The 18,716-nt window shown below is 69.6% G+C and carries 19 protein-coding genes and 1 tRNA gene; 7 read left to right on the top strand and 13 right to left on the bottom strand.

The window, feature by feature from the left end:
* Window positions 1-61 precede the first annotated feature (61 nt).
* Window positions 62-226: a hypothetical protein gene (locus NL112_RS13795; RefSeq protein ID WP_255149424.1), complete on the top strand. Its 165-nt coding sequence runs from the start codon at window positions 62-64 to the stop codon at window positions 224-226.
* On the opposite strand, the gene NL112_RS13790 is transcribed toward NL112_RS13795, so the two are convergent.
* Both NL112_RS13790 and NL112_RS13785 read right to left on the bottom strand, forming a co-directional pair.
* Entirely contained in the window at window positions 208-1,338 is a 1,131-nt protein-coding gene (locus tag NL112_RS13790) for a DUF8073 domain-containing protein (RefSeq protein ID WP_255149423.1), read from the bottom strand. The genes NL112_RS13795 and NL112_RS13790 overlap by 19 nt on opposite strands.
* Before the next feature lie 105 nt (window positions 1,339-1,443).
* Window positions 1,444-4,170, bottom strand: coding sequence for an ATP-dependent helicase (locus NL112_RS13785; protein WP_255149422.1), 2,727 nt, complete (start codon window positions 4,168-4,170; stop codon window positions 1,444-1,446).
* A gap of 100 nt (window positions 4,171-4,270) precedes the next feature.
* Between NL112_RS13785 and NL112_RS13780 the strand changes: the two genes are divergently transcribed.
* Together NL112_RS13780 and NL112_RS13775 are read left to right on the top strand one after the other, a co-directional pair.
* The gene (locus NL112_RS13780; RefSeq protein WP_255149421.1) at window positions 4,271-5,008 is read left to right on the top strand and encodes an MBL fold metallo-hydrolase; all 738 of its coding nucleotides are present in this window, start codon (window positions 4,271-4,273) and stop codon (window positions 5,006-5,008) included.
* A gap of 49 nt (window positions 5,009-5,057) precedes the next feature.
* Complete coding sequence (locus NL112_RS13775; RefSeq protein WP_255149420.1) at window positions 5,058-6,506, top strand: ATP-binding protein; 1,449 nt, start codon at window positions 5,058-5,060, stop codon at window positions 6,504-6,506.
* A gap of 15 nt (window positions 6,507-6,521) precedes the next feature.
* Here the strand turns inward: NL112_RS13775 and NL112_RS13770 are convergent, their stop codons facing one another.
* The 5 genes from NL112_RS13770 to rqcH form a co-directional block, all read right to left on the bottom strand.
* Complete coding sequence (locus NL112_RS13770) at window positions 6,522-7,589, bottom strand: mRNA surveillance protein pelota (RefSeq protein ID WP_255149419.1); 1,068 nt, start codon at window positions 7,587-7,589, stop codon at window positions 6,522-6,524.
* Window positions 7,590-7,623: 34 nt separating this feature from the next.
* Window positions 7,624-8,343 carry a DUF4013 domain-containing protein gene (locus tag NL112_RS13765; protein ID WP_255149418.1) on the bottom strand — a complete coding sequence of 240 codons (720 nt, stop codon included), beginning with the start codon at window positions 8,341-8,343 and terminating at the stop codon, window positions 7,624-7,626.
* A gap of 46 nt (window positions 8,344-8,389) precedes the next feature.
* Entirely contained in the window at window positions 8,390-9,301 is a 912-nt protein-coding gene (locus NL112_RS13760) for a DUF4013 domain-containing protein (protein WP_255149417.1), read from the bottom strand.
* 100 nt (window positions 9,302-9,401) lie between these two features.
* Window positions 9,402-10,100 carry a DUF4013 domain-containing protein gene (locus NL112_RS13755; RefSeq protein WP_255149416.1) on the bottom strand — a complete coding sequence of 233 codons (699 nt, stop codon included), beginning with the start codon at window positions 10,098-10,100 and terminating at the stop codon, window positions 9,402-9,404.
* Window positions 10,101-10,185: 85 nt separating this feature from the next.
* On the bottom strand, window positions 10,186-12,288 hold the full coding sequence (gene rqcH / locus NL112_RS13750; protein WP_255149415.1) for a ribosome rescue protein RqcH: 2,103 nt from the start codon (window positions 12,286-12,288) through the stop codon (window positions 10,186-10,188).
* A gap of 81 nt (window positions 12,289-12,369) precedes the next feature.
* Between rqcH and NL112_RS13745 the strand changes: the two genes are divergently transcribed.
* Window positions 12,370-13,038, top strand: a complete 669-nt coding sequence (locus NL112_RS13745) for an MBL fold metallo-hydrolase (RefSeq protein ID WP_255149414.1) — start codon at window positions 12,370-12,372, stop codon at window positions 13,036-13,038.
* Here the strand turns inward: NL112_RS13745 and NL112_RS13740 are convergent.
* The 3 genes from NL112_RS13740 to NL112_RS13730 are packed head-to-tail and all read right to left on the bottom strand — an operon-like array spanning window position 13,026 to window position 15,356.
* On the bottom strand, window positions 13,026-14,045 hold the full coding sequence (locus NL112_RS13740; RefSeq protein ID WP_255149413.1) for an NAD(P)/FAD-dependent oxidoreductase: 1,020 nt from the start codon (window positions 14,043-14,045) through the stop codon (window positions 13,026-13,028). The two genes, NL112_RS13745 and NL112_RS13740, sit on opposite strands and share 13 nt — an antisense overlap.
* A gap of 56 nt (window positions 14,046-14,101) precedes the next feature.
* The gene (locus tag NL112_RS13735) at window positions 14,102-14,815 is read right to left on the bottom strand and encodes an MBL fold metallo-hydrolase (protein ID WP_255149412.1); all 714 of its coding nucleotides are present in this window, start codon (window positions 14,813-14,815) and stop codon (window positions 14,102-14,104) included.
* Between the two features lie 49 nt (window positions 14,816-14,864).
* Complete coding sequence (locus tag NL112_RS13730) at window positions 14,865-15,356, bottom strand: DUF309 domain-containing protein (protein WP_255149411.1); 492 nt, start codon at window positions 15,354-15,356, stop codon at window positions 14,865-14,867.
* Window positions 15,357-15,455: 99 nt separating this feature from the next.
* Between NL112_RS13730 and NL112_RS13725 the strand changes: the two genes are divergently transcribed.
* Window positions 15,456-15,539: transfer RNA gene (locus tag NL112_RS13725), tRNA-Leu, on the top strand.
* A gap of 69 nt (window positions 15,540-15,608) precedes the next feature.
* On the opposite strand, the gene NL112_RS13720 is transcribed toward NL112_RS13725, so the two are convergent.
* A complete protein-coding gene (locus NL112_RS13720) occupies window positions 15,609-16,052 on the bottom strand; it encodes a hypothetical protein (RefSeq protein WP_255149410.1) in 444 nt (147 codons plus the stop codon).
* Between the two features lie 31 nt (window positions 16,053-16,083).
* Complete coding sequence (locus tag NL112_RS13715) at window positions 16,084-16,353, bottom strand: DUF8072 family protein (RefSeq protein WP_255149409.1); 270 nt, start codon at window positions 16,351-16,353, stop codon at window positions 16,084-16,086.
* 64 nt (window positions 16,354-16,417) lie between these two features.
* Between NL112_RS13715 and NL112_RS13710 the strand changes: the two genes are divergently transcribed.
* Together NL112_RS13710 and NL112_RS13705 are read left to right on the top strand one after the other, a co-directional pair.
* Entirely contained in the window at window positions 16,418-17,212 is a 795-nt protein-coding gene (locus NL112_RS13710) for an inositol monophosphatase family protein (RefSeq protein WP_255149408.1), read from the top strand.
* Between the two features lie 81 nt (window positions 17,213-17,293).
* Window positions 17,294-18,481, top strand: a complete 1,188-nt coding sequence (locus tag NL112_RS13705) for a DUF63 family protein (RefSeq protein WP_255149407.1) — start codon at window positions 17,294-17,296, stop codon at window positions 18,479-18,481.
* On the opposite strand, the gene NL112_RS13700 is transcribed toward NL112_RS13705, so the two are convergent.
* Window positions 18,478-18,714: a YgaP family membrane protein gene (locus NL112_RS13700; protein WP_255149406.1), complete on the bottom strand. Its 237-nt coding sequence runs from the start codon at window positions 18,712-18,714 to the stop codon at window positions 18,478-18,480. The two genes, NL112_RS13705 and NL112_RS13700, sit on opposite strands and share 4 nt — an antisense overlap.
* Window positions 18,715-18,716: the final 2 nt, after the last annotated feature.

The raw sequence follows: 18,716 nt of genomic DNA, 5'->3' as shown, positions 1-18,716 counted from the left end.
GAAAGGTTATTTGGCGGGGTGTGAACTGTGACACACGATGCGGGAGCCGTCGATGGGGGTGATGGCGCGAACGGTCTCGATGCTTATCGCCGTCACCGCAGTGGGGGGGACGACGCTACTCTGGCAGTATCTCTACCTCCGGGTGACGCTCCCGGAAGCCGTGGTCAGCGTCATTCCGACGGCGGCTATCGGCGCCCTGACCGCGTACTACGCGGTCCGGGGATGAGCGAACTGCTCACGGAGTCGCTCGTCCACCGCCGACTGGAGCGACTCCCGGTCGGGTCGCTCCGAGACCCGGCCGCTCACGACGCCGAGCAGATCGTGTTCGCGGAGCAACTCGACCGCCTCCTCGCGGTCGAGTCCGAGCCGTCGGCCCACGCCCGAGACGGTGGTCGCGGCGTGGAGCGCGTCCCGGAGTTGAGCGACGGTGACGTCGGGCGCTACCTCGGCGCTCCCGTCGAGGCTGTCGGGAAACTCCGTGCTCCCCTCGTCTGACCCGGTCTCTGATTCGGCTCCGTCCGCCGGCGTCCGAGTGCCGTCGGCCGGGGTCGGCTCACTGTCGTCCGCCGACGAGGGCCGCTCCGCCTCGCTGGTCGCCCCCTCCGTCGGTGCTTCGTCCGCCGACGGTCCGTCGGCGTCCGCCTCGGGTTCGTCGGTCGGGTCGGCCGCCTGCTCTTCCTCCGTCGCCCGCTCTTCCTCCGTCGCCCGCTCTTCCTCCGTCGCCCGCTCTCCCTCCGTCGCCTGGTCCGCCCCCGACTGATGGATACCGTGATCGATGAGGTGGCGTCGGAGCGTCGTGACCGTCACGTCCGCGTCGAGCGCGTCGCGTACCTCCGCCAGCGTGTCGTGCCGGTCGTACGCCGCCCGGAGCCGGTCGGGGTCGCGGTAGGCCGGCACGTCGGCGTCCTCGCCCACGTGCGTCTTGGTGTAATGTATCTTCATCCCGTGACGCGTCTCGAACGTCTGGTCGCAGTCCGGGTGGCGGCACGGAATCGTGTCGGCACCGCTCGCCTGACCGGCCTCGTCCTCGGCTGTCGAGGGCGTCGTCTCGTCGCCGGTCACCGCCTTCGCACGCGCCGCGTTCACCGGTGGGTCGGCGATGGACCGCCGCGTCCCCGTGTCGGTCGCGTCCCCCTCAGTCGGGGCGCCCTCCACGTAGCCGTCGCCGGCCTCGCCGGTCACCACGTCGCCCCCCTCCAGCGGTATTTCGACGGTTAGCTCGGCCGTCAGCGGCCCCTCACCGTGGTCAGTCGGCGTCGCGTCGGTCACCCGCGCCCCCGTCGTCTCTACCTGTTCGATGAACGTACCCAACTGCCGGTACACGTCACCAAGACTCATGTAACCCCACACCAACCCGCAGAAGTCAGTGGACAAAAGCTTTGCCACGAGTCAGCATGCAAACAAAACGACACCGGCGGAGTGCGGTGGGGCCGCCCGCCCCGGTCAGTTTCTGTCGGCGGCGGCGACCGCGTCGTCGCCTATCTCCTCCAGCACCCGGTCGTGGAACTCCCGGAGCACCGCCGACTCGTCTTCCGCCAGCACCACGTCGCTGGCCGCAAGCGTCGCCAGGCCGAACGCGCGCGGCGACGGCGAGGCGACCTGCTGGAGTTCCACCGTCAGGTCGCCGTCGGACAGCGCGGCGACGGCGTCTTCGATGGCTTCGACGGCGAGTTTGTCCTCCAGTATCTCGCGGTACGTCTCCTCCATCACCGAGAACTCGTCGAGGTCCTGTGCGAACGACAGCAACATCTCGCTGGACACCTGCTGTTGGGCCGCGGACTTCTCGTGGCCCTTGTACCGCTTGAGGACGAGCAACGCCCGCGTCGCGTTGATGCGGAAGTAGCGCTGGAGCAAATCGGTGCCGTCGAGCGCGGCCCGCAGGTCGCCGCGTACGTCCCCGGCGTCGATGTCGGCGACGACGCCGGCCAGGTCTACCTTCCGGTTGAGCGGCATCGACAGCGTGAACCCGTTGTCGGCGACGGCCACCTGCACGTTGGCGCTCGTCGCCTGTGCACACCGGTAGGCGAGCAGTCGCGAGAAGCCGTCGTTGAACCGCCGGCCGTAGTTCGAGTGGACGTAGTAGTGGCGCTCGTAGGCGTCGTGGTCCATCGTCACCTCGATGGCGAGGCGGTCTGGCGTCGACACCGACTCGGGGCCAGCGTACCGGGCTTGCTGGTCGTAGAGGCGCGCCAGCGCCCGCACCGTGTTCTCGTCAAGCGGGAACTCGCGAAGCCACGCGCGGACCGCGGCCGGGCCACCGTCGTCGAGTCGGTCCAGCAGGTCGCGCTGGAACGCGAGTATCTCGCGCCCGAGGTCATAGGAGAGCGGAAGCCGCTCGGAGAACCACGACGGCACCGTGGGTCGCGCGTTCGTCGGGTCGACGTACACCTTCGAGCCCCGCCGGTAGCGGTACTCGTAGTTCGACCCCCCGAGGACGAACACGTCGCCCGTTTCGAGAGTGTCGAGGTACTCCTCGTCCAGTTGGCCGACCCACTCGTCGCCACCGCGGACGAACACGTCGATGTCGAAACTGTCGGGAATCGTGCCGATGTTCGTCATGTAGATGACCCGCGCCAGCCGGCCGCGCTTGCCGACCAGCGACTCCCCGACGGGGTACTCCTCGTAGTGGTGCTCCCCGGACGGCGAGTCGTTCGTGTCGCGCCACACCTTCGCGTAGGCGTTGCGCTCCTCCATCCCCTCGTAGTCGGCGGTGAGATAGCGGAACAGTCGCTCGAAGTCCCGGTCGCCGTAGTTCCGGTAAGGGTACGCCGAGCGCACTATCCCGCGAATCTCCGATTCCGGACGCGGGCCGTTGATGGCCATCCCGTACACCTGCTGGGCGAGCACGTCGTCGGCGTTTTCGGGGACGAACACGCGGTCGACGAACCCCTCCTCGGCTTTTCGGAGCATCACCGCACACTCGACGAGTTCGTCCCGGTCGAGCGCCATCACGCGTCCCTTGACCGTCTCGCCGAGCTGGTGGCCCGCGCGGCCGACCCGCTGGAGGAGCGAGGCGACCGACTTCGGGGAGCCGACCTGTACGACGAGGTCGACGTGGGGCATGTCGATGCCCAACTCCAGCGACGTCGAGGTGGTGACGACGTCGATGTCGCCGGCCTTCAGCCGCTCCTCTATCTCCTGACGGCGGTCCTTCGACAGCGAGCCGTGGTGACACCCCGAGTCCGACTCGTCGTAGCCGTGGTGCTCGCGGAGGTTCTGGAGGACGCGCTCGGCCCCCGACCGGGTGTTGGTGAACACGAGCGTGTTCTCGTGGTCGGCCACCAGCCCCGCCAGTTCGTCGTAGAACCGCTCGTTGACCACCTCCGGCGGCGTGTGGACGAGGTCGTCGGTCGGACACGACAACTCGAGGTCGAACTCGCGGACGAACCGCGCGTCGACGAGTTCGTACTCGCGGGGGGCACCGTCCTCGTAGCCGACGAGGAACTCCCCGATGGCGTCCAGCGGCTCGACCGTCGCGGAACAGCCGATGCGGGTCGGCGAGGCGTCGCACATCGCCTCCAGCCGTTCGAGCGACACCGACAGATGCGTCCCCCGCTTGTTGTCAGCCAGCGAGTGTATCTCGTCGACGACGACGTACTCGACGCTCCGCAGTTTCTCCTTGAACTTCGGGCTGTTCAGCAGGATGGCCAGCGTCTCCGGCGTCGTGTTCAGGATATGCGGCGTCTCCTCCAGCATCGCCTGCCGCTCGGCGTCGGAGGTGTCGCCGTGGCGGATGGCGTGGCGCACCTCGACGTCCTCGTCGACACGGTCGGCGACCGCCTCCAGTGGCACCTCCAGGTTGCGGTGGATGTCGTTGGCGAGCGACTTCAGCGGCGAGACGTACAGACAGTACACCTCGTTGTCCAGATCGCCCTCGCGGGCACGGCCGAACAGGTCGTCGATGACGGCCGTGAACGACGCGAGCGTCTTCCCGGACCCGGTGGGAGCACACACCAGCGCGTTCTCCCCCTCGTCGATGAGCGGGATGGCCTCCTTCTGTGGGGGCGTGAAGAAGCCGCCGTTCTCGGGGACGAACCCGCCGAACTGCTCGACCCACCACGCCCGGAGTTCGGGCCCGAGTCGGCCGAGCACGTCCGCGTCGTCGATGGCGACCTCGGCGGGGTCGAACCCGACGTCCTCGCGCGCCGCTAACAGCTCTCGTCCACCCATCCTCTCGCCGGCGGTAGGGACGGGAGCCTCAAGGGCGTTCCCCTACCGGAGTGGAACTGGAATCCCGAAGCCCTACCTGCGGGACGGACGAACCGGAGGTATGCGCGTCACCTTCCTCGGCACCGGGAGCGCGATGCCGACCGGCGACCGGTTCCAGACCGGCCTCCTCCTCGAAAGCGACGACGACACGCTTCTCGTCGACTGCGGGAGCGGCGTCGTCCACGGGCTCGCGGCGACCGACGCGGGCTACGAGGCCGTCGACACGGTCCTGCTCACTCACCACCATCTCGACCACGTCTCGGACCTCCTGCCGCTGTTGAAGGCCCGGTGGCTCGCGGGCGAGGAGACGCTGACGGTCGTCGGCCCCGACGGCACCGAGTCGCTGCTGGACGGTCTGCTCTCGGTCCACGACTACCTCGACGGCCGCGTCGACCTCTCCGTTCGCGAGGTCGGGCCGGGCGCGTTCTCCGTCGCCGGCTTCGACGTCCGCGCCGTCGAGACGGTCCACTCGATGCACTGTCTCGCCTACCGGTTCGACCGCGAGGGCGGGTTCACGTTCTCGGGCGACTCCGAGGCGACGGAGACGGTCGCGGATCTGGCCGACGGCACCGCCGTGCTCGCCCACGACTGCTCGTTCCCCGACGAGGTGGACGTGTCGAACCACCCGACGCCGTCGGCGCTGGGCGCGGTACTTTCCGGGCGCGACGTCGACGAACTGTACCTGACTCACCTCTACCCCCACACCGACGGCAAGCACCGCGAAATGGTCGAGAGCGTCCGCGAGCGGTTCGACGGCGAGGTCCACGTCGCCCGCGACGGCCTGACGGTCGAGGTGTGAGCCCCGAAACGGGAAACACCCTTTTGGCCCACGCGGGCACAGTTACCGCATGCACGCTGCGAGCGAGGCGGTCGACGGCACCCCCGAGGCGACGCTGGTGTTCGACGCCGACGGGACCGTCGTCTACAGCGACCTCGACGGGAGCGACGGCGTGGTCGGTGGAGCGGTGTCGTCGCTGTTCGCGCCCGGTGACGCCGACGCGCTCGACGACCTCGTGGGACGGGTACTAGACGGGGAGCCGGCGACCGTGGAAGCGGAGTTCGAAGCCGACGGCGAGAGCCGGCGCGTCGTCGTTCGGGCGCGCCCGGGGTCGTTCGACGGTGGGGCCGCCGGGCATATCGGGCTCCACGCCGGGACCCCGCGGCGCCGGACCGCGGCGGCGCTCGAACGCCTCAACGAGCTATCGGCCGACGAGTCGCTGTCGTTCGCCGACAAGGTGGAGCGGCTTCTCGAGGTGGGGTGCGAGCATTACGACCTCGACGTCGGCTTCCTGTCGTCTATCTCCGACGAGTTCGACGTGCTCGACGCGACGGGCAACCACGAGCGGCTTCAGCCGGGTACGAGTGCGCCGCTGTCGGAGACGTACTGCCAGCGGACGCTCGAAAGCGAGGACGCGCTGGCCGTCGAAGACGCCGCCGAGTCGCCGGATATACCGGACCACGCCCACGAAGCGTACGGGCTGGGCTGTTACGTCGGCGCTCGGGTGGTGGTCGACGGGGAGACGTACGGGACGCTCTGTTTCGCCGACGACGAGCCGCGAGAGCGACCGTTCACGGAACTCGACCGCGCCTTCCTCCAGCTTGCGGCCCGGTGGGTCGGCTACGAGATAGAGAACCGGCTCCGCGAGCGCGAACTCACGGAGCGGCGTCGTCGGTTCGAGGAGTTCGCCGGTCTGCTCGGCCACGACCTCCGGAACCCGCTGTCCGTCGCGGTCGCCCGACTCGACTACGTCCGGGGGCAGGTCGACGACGACCAGGTGGACCCCGACCACTTCGAGGCAATCGAGGAAGGGCTCGACCGCATCGACGGACTCATCGACGACATGCTCCGGTTCGCCCGCCTCGGCGAACAGGTGTCCGACGCCACGGAAGTGCCGCTGTCGGCGGCCGCCGAGGAGGCGTGGACCGCCGTCGGCACCCGCGATGCCGAACTGGTCGTGACCGACGAGGCAGAAGCGGTTCAGGCCGACCGGAGCCGCCTGCTCGCGCTGTTCGAGAACCTGTTTTCCAACGCCGTCGACCACGGCGGGCCGGCGGTGACGGTGACCGTCGGCGCCACCGACGAGGGGTTCTACGTGGCCGACGACGGCCCCGGCATCCCGGCCGACGAGCGCGACAAGGTGTTCGAGATGGGCCACACGAGCGACGACGACGGGACGGGGTTCGGGCTGGCGACCGTCAGCCGCATCGCGTCCGCCCACGGCTGGACCGTGGGCGCCACCGCCAGCGAGTCCGGCGGCGCGCGCTTCGAGTTCGACATCGAGCCGGCGCCGATATGACGCCCCGTGCCGGCGTCACTGGAGCCGGTACCGGAGCAGGGCGGCGACGCCGCCCAGGTTCCCCAACTGTCTGCCGGGGTCGAACTCGCCGGAGAACACCGTCACCTCGCCGCCCTTCTGCTCGACCGTCTCGATGAGGTCGTTGGCGTCGACGTCCCAGTCGCCCTCGCCGGCCCGCTCCTCGCGGAGCCGCGAGTCGAGGATGAGCAGTTCGTCGACGGCGCCGAACTCGGCGGCCTCCATCACCTCGTCGATGCCGTAGGCCGCCTTCGCGCCCTCGGCGATGCGCTCCATCAGTTCGTCGATGAGGTCCGCCTCCGTCGAGATACGGGTCTCGGTCTGCACCTCGTCGACGGCACCCCGCTTCAGCACTTCGTGGACACCCCGCCCCCCGGCCGCGGAGGTGTCGACGACGGTGACCGTCTCGGCCACCTCGGGGACCTCCTCCTGCAGGTAGTCGAGGGCGTCCTGCTTGGTGAACCCCGGGCCAGCGAGGATGACCGCCTCGGCGTCCGTACGTGCGAGCACGTCGGCGAGTTCAGCGAACAGTTCCTCGCGGGGGCGTGCGTACTCGCCCTTTCCGGTGGGTTTGGTGATGGCCGCCCGCTCCTCGACGCCGTACTGTTCGACGGTGTGGACGTACGCCTCGCCCTCCTCGACGGTGGCGATGACGACCTCCGGGTTCTCGGCGGCCTCGACGGCCTCCTGCAGGCGTTCGAGTTGGTCGGTCTGCCAGACCTTCTCTATCTCGAGTTCGGTGCGTTCCTCGACGTTGAGCGTGTGATGGAGGCCCAGTTGGTCCTCCCGGGAGCAGTCGGCTATCTCGCCGCCGACCCGGAGGCGGTTGGCGAACTTGGCGAACTCCACGTCGTCGACGGCGAGTTCGACCCACATGTGCTCGCGCTCGCCGCCGGTGTCGCGCATCTGGTCGTCGTTGCGCTGGATGCGGCGGGTCGTGTCACCGCCGACCCGGTCGCCCGGTTCGAGAACGTACGTGAGGTGCCACAGGTCGTCGAGGCTCTCGGGGACGACGGTGATGCGTTCGCGGCCCCCGTCGCGGCGATGCCGGTCGACGATGCGCATACCGACGCGAGGAGGCGGGGGGAGAAGAGCCCTGTTATTCGTACGTCGCGGTCGAACTGGGGCCGGTCGTGCCGCTGATGCCGAGCCCCTCCGCGAAGCCGCGACCCATCAGGTAGTACGTCACAACCTGGGTGTAAAACGAGAGGAACGGAACCAGCAACAGGCCGATGATGATGAGGTTGAGGATGAACGAGACGATGCCGACGGCAAGCGAGACGACGAAGGCTAGAAGCGCCGCGACCAGGTAGTCGGCGGTGAACGCGGCGTCGGTGACGGTCCCCAGGTCGAACGCGGCCCCGAGGTCGTCGTTGCGGGCGAAGTTGGCCGCCGCCGCGGGGATGAGGTACGCGGCCACCAGCAACAGCACGACGGCCACGAACATTCCCAGCAGGCCGACGAGCCCCAGCCCCGTGAGGAGGCCGGCCGACGGCTCCGCTCCGGGGCCGGCACCGGCGCCCAGCGCCGCGACGCCGACGAACGCCGCGACGCCTATCAACAGCACCGTCGGAATCAGCACGTATGCGATAGTGAGGACGATGAGCTTCAGGCCGTCGACGAACAGGTCCCCCCACTCGTCGAACGCAGGCGGCTCCTCGCCACCGTCGACGGCGACCGCGACGACCCTGACGAGATACCCCTGGACGAACACCGCGGGGATGATGAGAACCCCCAACAGCGAGAGGATACCGCCGATGAGGAAGTTCTTCACGCCGTCGTTGCCGTTGATCGGAAACGCGAGTCCTTCGCCGAGCATGCTCGAATTCGTGTCACTCTCGTTATAATAATCTTCCGCCGAGACATCAGCGCTCTGATTCGTCCGCCATCGGGTCCCTCGTCGCCCCCTCGGTTCGGGGACCCACCCGGTCCCGACCGACGCCACCGTCGTCACCGAGTGTCGGCCCGCGGCCGTCGCCGGTGGCACGCCGCCGGTCGCCGCTCGTCCGTCCGGGGCCGCTGTCGGGGGTGATGCCCTCGGTGTCGACCGTGCGTTGGCGTAGCGACAGCGCCGACCCGACGGCCGACCCCCAGACGTAGCGGACGGCGACGCCGAGCAGGAACTGGAACACGAACCCGATGAGAAGCGAGTAAAACAGGACCGCGACCGGCAGGAACAGGAACTGCAACAGGGTCGTCAGGAGCCAGCCGACCGCGTAATCCTCCGACAGCACCGCGTCGACGATGCGCCGGAGGCCGAACGCGGCCCCGACGCGCCCCTCGTGGGCGTACATCGTGACGGCGGCGGGAACGAGATACGCGGCCGCGAGCAGGGCGAACAGGCCGAACAGGGCGGCGAGTCCGCCCACCGTCTCGGCGGCGGCCACCGTCGCCGGGTCGATGGCCGTCGGGTCACGGACGGCCGCGACGAGGTTGCCGCCGGCCGCGACCGCGAACAGCAGACCCGCGGGTAGCAGGTACGCCACGCCGACGACGACGGCGACGACGCCATCACGGAGGAGTCGGGCGGGCGCGCCGAACGAGGGGGCCGTCGGCTCGCTCTCCGCGGCCGTCGCGCGCAACACCCGGACGTAGTAACCTCGCACCGGCAACTGCACGAGGAACCCCGCCACGAGCGCCGCAGTGGCGACTGCCGGCGGCGCGAACGTTCCGGCGCCGGCCACGAGGACCCCCAGCAGGAGAAGCCCCGACCCGGCGAGGAGCGCGGTCGAACCGTGGTCCCCGCTGGTGGGGTAGTCGAGGGCCTCCGTGAGCATCTACCGCCTCTAGGGCGACAGGGGTGTTAAAACGCCCGCGGTCGGTGTCGCCGTCCCCGAGATGGTCGGCCCAGTGGTCGACCGCCCAGTGATCGGCCAGTCAGACCGCGGGTCGACCTTCGGGCGACTCCGGACCGGAGTCGGCGTCCGAGGCCGCGGCCACGCCCCGACCGTACAGCGAGTAGGCGACGACGAGGCCGTAGAAGTTCACCGGCACCGCCAACAGCCAGCCGACGAGCGGCACGGCCGCCACGAGGCCGGTGGCGACGCCGACGACGAGCAGGACCCCGAGCGCCAGCGCCCACGCGGCGGCGTACGAGCCGTGGAACAGGATTCCCCGCAGGTCGCGCCACGCGAACGCGGCGCCCACTCGACCGGAGCGGGCCAGAAGCGCCAGCATCGCGGGCAACAGATACAGCGCCACGAGGCTCAGAAGCGACGCGGCGAGCACCCCGAGCACCGCGCCCGCGAACACGGTAGCCCGGACGGCGTCGACGTCGCCGGCCAGCGCCGCGGCGAGCGCGGAACCGACGCTCACGCCGAACAGGACCATCGGAACGAGGAACACGACAAGGCTCACGACGAACGCCTTCAGCCCCTCGACGAACAGCTCCCCCCACTCGTCGAATCCGGGGACGGGCTCGCCGTCCATCGAGGCTCGGATGACCCGAAGGAAGTAGCCCAACAGCAGGAACGCCGGCAGTATCAGGACGCTGAACAGGCTCAACAGCGAGCCCACGACGACGTTTCGGACCGCGTCGTCGCTCTCTCTGGGGTAGTTGATGGCGTCTTCGAGCATGACGAATCACCGCCGACTCCGTGGCCTCACGGAGAATCGACTACATCTAACACGCTGAGCGAAGATATAAACGTTTCTCAGACAGTCAGTCGACGATTCGGGAGCCGCCGGGCGGGCAGAACTCCTGTATCAGGTCCGGGGAGGCGACCTTCCGCAGGAACGACTGGTCCGCGAACCGCTCCTTCAGTTCGCGGTACAGCATCTTGGCGATGTCGTTCTGGGCGTACTGGCCCGGCTCTATCTCGACTGACGTCTCCACCTGCCCTTCGATGGCCCGTTTCGGGCCGCCGAGCACCCGCGTCTCCGGTTCACACTGGACGCCGACGGCGCAGTCGACCGGCGTGTCCCGGAAGTAGGTCCGGTCTCCGCGGATGGTGAACCCGCCCTTCTCGAGGTACTCGCCGGATTCGGGCGTCTTCGACACCTGGTCCGGGTCGACCATGTAAACGTCGCCGGCGAACTTCCCCTCCTTCCAGACCGACGAGTAGGTGACCGCGAACCGGGCGGCCTCCTCGAGCGTCGACTCGGGGAAGTCGACCTCCTTCGACGGCTCGGAGGGGCCGGTGGCCTTCAGTATCGTCACGGGGCCGCCGTGGGCCTGTGAGTGGAAGAACCGGTCGCCGCCGTCCATGTACTTCTTGACGAGGGCCTCGTTCTGGTCGGCGTTCCGGCCGCCGATGACGAGGAAGCCGTCGCTGGTGTGGAACCAGCGGAACCGCTCGTACCACTGCTCGTCGTACCGCACCGGGATGTTCGACCGCGAGAGCCAGTCGACGTCCTCGCTCTCGTCGGCCTCCTCGTCCGCGTCGTCGCCGTCGTCGGCCTCCCACTCGTCGCGGCGGCGCTTGGCGTCTTCGAGGTCCTCGCGGGTGTCCTCGATGGCCGCGAGCGCGCCCTCCTTCTTCTCCTCGACGCGCTTTGCCTCCTGGTAGAGGCGGTCGGCGTTCTTCTCGACGCCGTCCTGGGGGTCCAACTCGACGTCCATCCCGTCGAGTTCGACGGTGACGGTGCCCTCGGCGGGGTTCACGTCGCGGACGTGCTCGGCGCGCTCGTTGCCTGCCTCGGCGGCCTCGTGGAACCGCCCTTCGACGGCTTCCCAGTCGTAGTCGGCCTCGCGGGCCTCCCGCACCGTCGACAGCACTTCGTCGACGAGGTCGTAGTGGGCGTACACCGCCTCCGCGCGCTCGCGGTACTGCTCGGCCTCCTGCTCGAACCCCTCGATGGCGCCCTCCTGCTGGTCGATGATGCGCTCGTACTTCGCTATCTCCTCCTCGAAGTCCGGGCGGTCGGTCCCGGGCGTCGGCTCCTCGCGGTCCAACTCGTAGAAGTAGTCGTCGAGCGCGTCGACGAACCGGTCGTACGCCTCGCAGTCGACGCCCTCGTACTCCTCGAGCGGGACGGGCGTTGCGTCCACGGGTTGGGTGCGTTCGCCCTCGTCGGTCTCCCAGTAGACGCGGGGGTCGAACCGCCCCTCGCGGACGGTGTCGCGCAAGCGCTCCAGCGCCCCGAACAGTTCGTCGTAGTCGTCGTCGGTCGCCTCGGCGATGTCGAGCGTCTTCTCGACGCCGGCCCGCGAGCAGAGCTCCTCGGCCCACAGCCCACCGAGGTTGAGCTGTGTGGCGATGGTCCGCACGACGTCCGTATCGGAGTCGTCCATCCGCGCGCCGAACGTCTCGCGGTCGGCGGTCATCGGGTTGAACCGCGAGGCGGGGAACTCGTAGACGGAGCCGGGCGCGACCGTCCGCGACTTCAGCCGGACAGTGTCGAGACAGTCGATGACCTCGCGGTCGCGGTTCATCACCGCCACGTTGCCGTCGCCGAACAACTCGACAACGAGCAGGGTGTCGGCGTCGTCGCGCTCGAACTCGAACACGAGGATGCGGTCGAACTCGTACTGCCGGACGCCCGCGAGGTCCGCGCCCGACAGCCGGTTGCGGAGCATCTTGGCGAAATCCGGCGGGCGGCCGGGCGCGTCGGGGACGTGCTCGGGTGCGGCGACGTGGGCCCGCTTCGGGTCGCCCGTCTCCAGGATGAGTTCGACCCGGCCGGCGTCGAAGTCCCGCAGTTTGAGGCGGACGAGGTCGTCGTCGTACAGGTACGCCTTGTCGACCTTCGCCCCCTCGTACCCGCGCAACTCGGTGACCAGCGCCGCGAGGTCGACGCTCGTCATCGCCCGCTTCTGGTCCATACCCGGCGTTCTCGGCCGGCACTCAAGTGGGTGTCGTCACGCGCCCGTAGGTTCAGGTACCCCGCGGTCGAACTCGGAGCCATGCCCAGAGAACTGCTCGGCGGCGTGTACGACATCACCTGCGCGGAGACCGAGGTCGGACGCATCCGCGCGTTCTGTTTCGACGACGGCACCCTCATCGACACCGGCCTGCCGGACTCGACCGACGCCCTGCTGGACGGCATCGAGGCGACCGGCGTCGACGTCGAGCGGGTCGCTATCACCCACGCCGACCGCGACCACGTCGGCGGGCTCGACGCCGTCATCGACGCGTACGATCCGGACGTGTACCTCCCCGTCGGTGCGGACCCCGACGTGGCCGGCGACGTCGACCACTACTACGGCGACGGCGACACGGTCGGCACGTTCGAGGCCGTCCACGTGCCCGGCCACCGCGGCCACCAGCACGCGCTAGTCGACGAGGAGCGCGTCGTGAGCGACGCGAGCGACGAGGAGACGCGAGCGGGGAGCGGAGCGACCCGCGAGCGGCGCGGCGTCGCGGTGCTCGCTGACGCGCTGTCGGGCGCCGACCAGCGCGGCCTTCCGGCGGGCCACTTCCACCTCCCGCCCGGGAAGTACACGGACGACCTGAACCGGGCCGAGGAGTCGCTGGAGCGACTGCTCGAGTTCGAGTTCGACGCCGGCCTCGTGTACCACGGCTCTTCCGTGCTGGATCGGGCCGACGAGAAACTGACGCGCTACGTGCTCTGAACCCGGTCGGCGGCCTCCAGGCCGGAGCGGAGCGCGGCGTGGACGCGCCCCTCGCCCGCCACCCAGTCGCCCGCGACGTACAGGTCGTGCGCCTCGGCGCCCGGCCGAGTGTCGCCGTCCAGACCGGCCTCGGGGAGCGCGTACTTCCAGCCCTGGTGGTCCGTCCAGTCCGGGTCGGCGAGGCGGTCGTCGTCCAGCAACTCGGCGACGACGGCGGCGGCGTCACCACAGACTGCGTCGGGGTCGTCGTCGTACCGCCGTTCGGACCAGTCGGGCCCCATCTGTGCGACCAGCAGGCTCTCGCCGTCGGGGACGTGGCCCGGCTTCAGTTCCTCGCGGGAGAGCCACCCGCAGTCGTGCTCGCGGTCGGTGTTCACCAGCCCGTACCACGGGCGGTCGAGTTCGAACGGGTAGTGGAGCAGACAGGCGTAGACGGTGCGATACGGGACCGCGGCGGCCGCGTCCGCGAGCGCGGTCCGGGCGTCGTCGGCACCCTCGCTTCGCCCCAGGAGGTCGGCTGTCTGTGGCGCCGGCGGCGTCAGGAGGACGGCGTCGAACCGCCCGAGGTCGGTGTCGTCCTCGCGGTGGATTCGCCAGCCGTCGCCCGCCCGCGACAGCGAGCCGACGCGCGTCTCGCGGCGCACGTCGGTGCCGGCACGAGCGAACAGCCGCTTGGCTATCTGCGTCAGCCCCTCGGTGTAGGTCCACTTGTGGTCGTCGGCGTCCCGTCCCTCCGAGACCCGGCCGTCGGCATCGAACGTGTAAATCGGGGCGGCCACGTCGACGAGCCCCTCGCTGTCGAGCGTCCCCGTCAGCAGGTCGTTGACGACCGGGTCCGCGGACTTCACGTAGTTCGCGCCGTAGTCGTACGTGCAGTCGTCGCGCCGCCGGGTGGCCGCCCGGCCACAGACGCCCCGCGACTTCTCGAAGACGGTCACGTCGTGGTCGGCGAGCGCGTGGGCCGCCGCGGCGCCGCTCGCGCCGGCACCAACGATACCGATATCCATACGCGGGCTACGTGCGCCGGCGTCAAAAGTCGGGAGCTACCGGCGAGCCGCCGGGGTTACGCGAGGCTGTCGGCCAGCGACCGGAGGTCGTCGTCGCCGCCGTCGTGGATGGGGTCGCCGTGCGCCAGTAGCGCGCGCTCGAACGCCGGCGTCCGGTCCGCGAACCCGCGGACGCTCCGGCGTATCTCCCGCATGTCGTAGGAGTCGAGCCAGAAGGGGATGGTGAGCCCTTCGCCCTCGCGCCAGACGAGGTCCCCGAGGAACGCCGTGCCGATGTCCTCGTGGACGTAGACGGTGTGGCCGGGGTTGTGGCCGGGCGTGTGGAACGCGGTGAACCCGCCGATGCGGTCGCCGTCCTCGACCGGAGTGAGGTCGTACCCCTCCAGCGGGTAGAAGCGGCGGGCGACCCGGTGGAACAGCCCCTTGTGGTGGGCCCACTGCGGGTCCCAGTCGCGACGCACGAGCGCCACGTCGGCCGCACCGAGATACACCTCGGCGTCGAGACCGTTCAGTCGCGCGAGCCCCCCGACGTGGTCGAGGTCGTAGTGCGTGAGCAGGACGCGGTCGATGTCAGCTACCTCGTAGCCGGCGTCGGTCAACTCCGAGCGGACGGTCGGGTAGTTGACCGGCAGGCCGGTGTCCACGAGCGTCACCGTGTCGTCGTCGGTGTCGTCGCGTTCGCTCTCGTCGAGCAGGAACACGTTGGCGGCAAGCGGCGCGAACACCCCGAGGTCGAACTGCCAGAGCCCATCCTCTAACCGACGTGCCATTGGCTACGTGTAGGAGCGCCGCGGTTAAGAACTGCCCGGCTCCTGGTAATCACTCCAGGCGCTCGGCGTACGCCTCGTCCTCCGCGGTGGCGGTCGGGCGGCCGCCGTCGAGTTCGATGCACCAGCCGTCCAGCACCGCGGGGTCGGACAGCGCGTTCGTCACCACCGTCCGCACGTCGAGCAGGTCGACGCCGTAGAAGTCGCTCGGCACGCCCTGGAGATACTGGAGCGCCGTCTCGAACAGCGAGCGCATCCCGTCGTCGTCCTCGAAGTCGTAGTGCTTGTACGCGCCTGCGGCCACCTGCACCATCCCGTGGAGGAACTTGCTCTCGGTGGTGCCGCGGCCGTAGTTGTACCACTCCGCCTCGAAGCAGTCGTGTGATTCGTGGTACTTGCCGGCGTTGAACAGCCGGACCCCGTGGACGGTCGCCTTCCGGAGCGTGGCGTGCTCCCACCCGCTGGTGGTGTCGGTACCGAGCCACCCGGCCGGGTCCCCCCGCGTCGGCGGCGGCACGTCCGGGTCGCTCGTGTGTTCGTCCATGTCCGAGGATGGACGGCCGTCCACCTGACGCTTGCGGCGCGTCGTGGTTGAGGCGTGTCGCAACGCTTTACCTCGGGGACGCCCGAGCCTCGATCGCGTGCGGGGGTAGCCAAGCCCGGAAACGGCGGCGGACTCAAGATCCGCTCCTGTAGAGGTCCACGGGTTCAAATCCCGTCCCCCGCACTGCTCGCGCAGTGCCGGAAGGTCACTCTCGGAGTGGTCTTCCCCCGCATCATCCTCACCGCTCGCGAGCTACAGGTCCCGCGCGATGTCGGAGAGCCCCCCGACGCGGGTCGCCTTGCTCTCTATCTCCTCGTCGGTGATGAACCGCGAGAGCCCGGTCTGGCTGACGTGCTCCCGCAACGTCTCGACGGCGCGGTCCTCGACGTCGACCGCCCGGAGATACTCGGCGACCCGGTACAGTTCCTCGTCCGAGGCCTCGGCGCCGCCGTCCGCGCCCGCTAGCCCCCACGCCGCGTCGCGGGCGTCCATCCCCTCGGGGACGGAGGCGCCGCCCGCCAGCACCAGCGCCTTCACGGTGACGAACGGCACCAGGTCCGCCTTCGCGTACTCGAGGTCGTCGACCAGCAGGCTCTCGGCGCGGTCCGACAACACGAGGTCGCGTCGGGTGCCGTCGACCGAGGCGTTCAGGCGGAGTTCGTCGCGCTCGCGGACGAGATGAGGGGAGACGGCCATGCAGGGGGGTGGAGCCGGAGCGAGGAAACCGCTACGCTTCGTCGGCGGCGCGTTCGACGGCGACGACCTCACCCGCCGTCGTCCAGCCGTCGTCCGTCTGCTTCCCCGCGACCAGCGGGTCGTCGGCACCGTCCGAGACGAGCCGATAGACGGTATCCTCGTCGTCGACGCCTTCCGCCTGAAACGCCTCCTGGAAGAACTCCGCGGAGCGCATCGACAGCACCACCTCGGCGCCGTCCGTCAGCGTGAGACGGACGTCCGCCGGCGTGATGTTGTGGATGCGCTTGGCGAGCGTGTTCATGTATCCAAACCGTGGGCCACGGACAAATCGGTGACCATTTGGCCCACCGACCGCCAGCGTGAACATGAGCGACAGCGGAAGCCGCGCCGACCTCGCGGAGCGGGCGGCCCGTGCCGGGGGGGCCGTCGCCGAGGGGCTGTTCCGGCGCGACGTCGACGTCGAGACGAAGGACGGCAAGACGGACGTGGTGACCCGCGCCGACCACGACGCCCAGCGGCAGGTAGTCGCGGCCATCCGAGACGAGTACGAGGAAGACGCCATCGTCGGCGAGGAGGCCGACGAGTTGAAGCAGGTGCCAGACGAGGGGGCGGCCTGGATAATCGACCCCGTCGACGGGACGAACAACTTCGTGCGGGACCTGCCGACGTGGGTGACCAGCGTCGCCGCCGTCCGGGACGGCGAGGCCGTCGCCGCGGCCAACGTCGCGCCGGTCCTCGGTGACACCTACACCGCCGACGCCGACGGAACGTATCTGAACGGCGACCCGGTCGGCGTCAGCGACCGGACCGATCCCGAGACGTTCGCCGTCGCGCCGACCGTCTGGTGGGACCGGACGCGCCGCGACGAGTACGCCGCGGCCTGCCGAGAACTCGTGGAGCGGTTCGGAGACGTTCGGCGGTTCGGGAGCGCACAACTGGTGCTGTCGATGGTCGCCGCCGGCCAACTCGACGGCGCAGTCACGAACGTCGACGCGAACCCGTGGGACACCGTCGCCGGCGCGTTCATGGTCGAGCAGGCGGGGGGCCGCGTCACCGGGCTCGACGGCGAGCGGTGGACCCACGCGACCGAGGGGCTGGTCGCCTCCAACGGCGAGGCTCACGACGAACTGCTCGAGGCGGCCCGCAACATCGACGCCTGACGCGACCGCCGGCCGCGGGGTCGTGTGCGACCGACGCGGGGTATCGGAACCCTGAAACCCGCGGGATACGGTCCCCCGGGTATGTCGAGCCCCACCGAGTCGAGTTCCTCCCCCATCCCGAACCCGTTCGGATGGGACCGCGGGCAGGCGTGGCTAGCGACGGCCGCGGCCGTCGTCGCCGCGTTCGCCCTCGGCTACCTCGTCGCCCCCGAGTTGGTCTGGGACCGGTTCCTCTGGCACTACTTCTGGGGACCGGTGTTCGCCGACGCCAACAACGCCGTCTGTGCGGTGATGCAACCGGGAGGGCCCGAACTGGTCTACTCGCAGGCGCAGTGTGCCGCCGCCGACAGCGGCGCCCGCCCCGTCGCGGAACCCGGCTACACCGTCGTCTCCGAGATCGGGTACGCGCTCACGCTCATCTTCTTCCTCGTCGGCCTGCTGGACCTGCTGGAGCGGCTGGAAGTCGGGCGCACGAAGACGCTGTTTTACGCGCTGGTGCCGTTCATGTTCTTCGGCGGCGCGCTCCGGGTCGTCGAGGACGCCAACGACGCCATCCCGCAGGGCGTCGACGCCGTGCTCGCGTACCCGTGGAACACGCTCATCATCTCGCCCATCATCTACTTCACCGTCTTCGGCGTCACGCTGGCGGCGCTGACCGCGGCGGTGGTGGCCGCGCGCCGGGGCACCGTCGAGAGCTACGACCGGCCCCTGTTCGCGTTCGGCTGGCTCAGCGTCGTGGTCACCGTCGGCTTCCTCGCGTACTTCGTGTTGACCGAACTCGCGGGCACCGTCGAAGGCGCGGGGTTCTACCCCCAGATGACCGGCCTCACGCTCGGCATCGCCGCAGTCCTCGCGTACGCCGTCTACCGCGGTGTCGACCGCTACAAGCCCGAAATCAACGAGGGCACCGGGCTGATCGGTCTCGTGGTGCTGTTCGGCCACGCGGTCGACGGCGTGGCGAACGTCATCGCCGCCGACTGGATAGGTGCCATCGGCGTCCCGGTCCGGTACGGCGCGAAACACCCGGTCAACCGGTTCATCATCGACGCCACGCAGGCAGTCCAGCCGGCGTGGCTCTCGGAACTCGTCGGCACCTCGTGGCCGTTCCTGGTCGTGAAACTCGTCGCCGCCACCGCCGTCGTCTGGGTGTTCGACGAGACGATATTCGAGGAGGAGCCGCGCTACGCGATTCTGCTACTGGTGGCGATTCTCGCAGTCGGGCTCGGGCCCGGGAGCCGGGACATGCTCCGGGCCACCTTCGGTATCTAACGCGCCGGGCAGGTGTTCACGCCGAGCAGGCTGTTCAGCGGGCACTTCTGCGTGTACCCGGTCACCGACAGCACGACGCCGACCACCAGCAGGAGCGCCGGGACCACGACGGTGTACAGCATCCCCTGGCCGATGCTCACCAGCCCCGCCAGCAGGACGAGTCCCACCACCGCGAGCACGGGGCCGACCACGAGTCGCGCGTTCCGGTCCATGCCACCCACGTTCTTGTCCATAC

Source organism: Halorarius halobius (genome assembly GCF_024298865.1).
GTDB lineage: Archaea > Halobacteriota > Halobacteria > Halobacteriales > Haloarculaceae > Halorarius > Halorarius halobius.
This window is presented reverse-complemented; position numbering and strand designations above follow the sequence as displayed.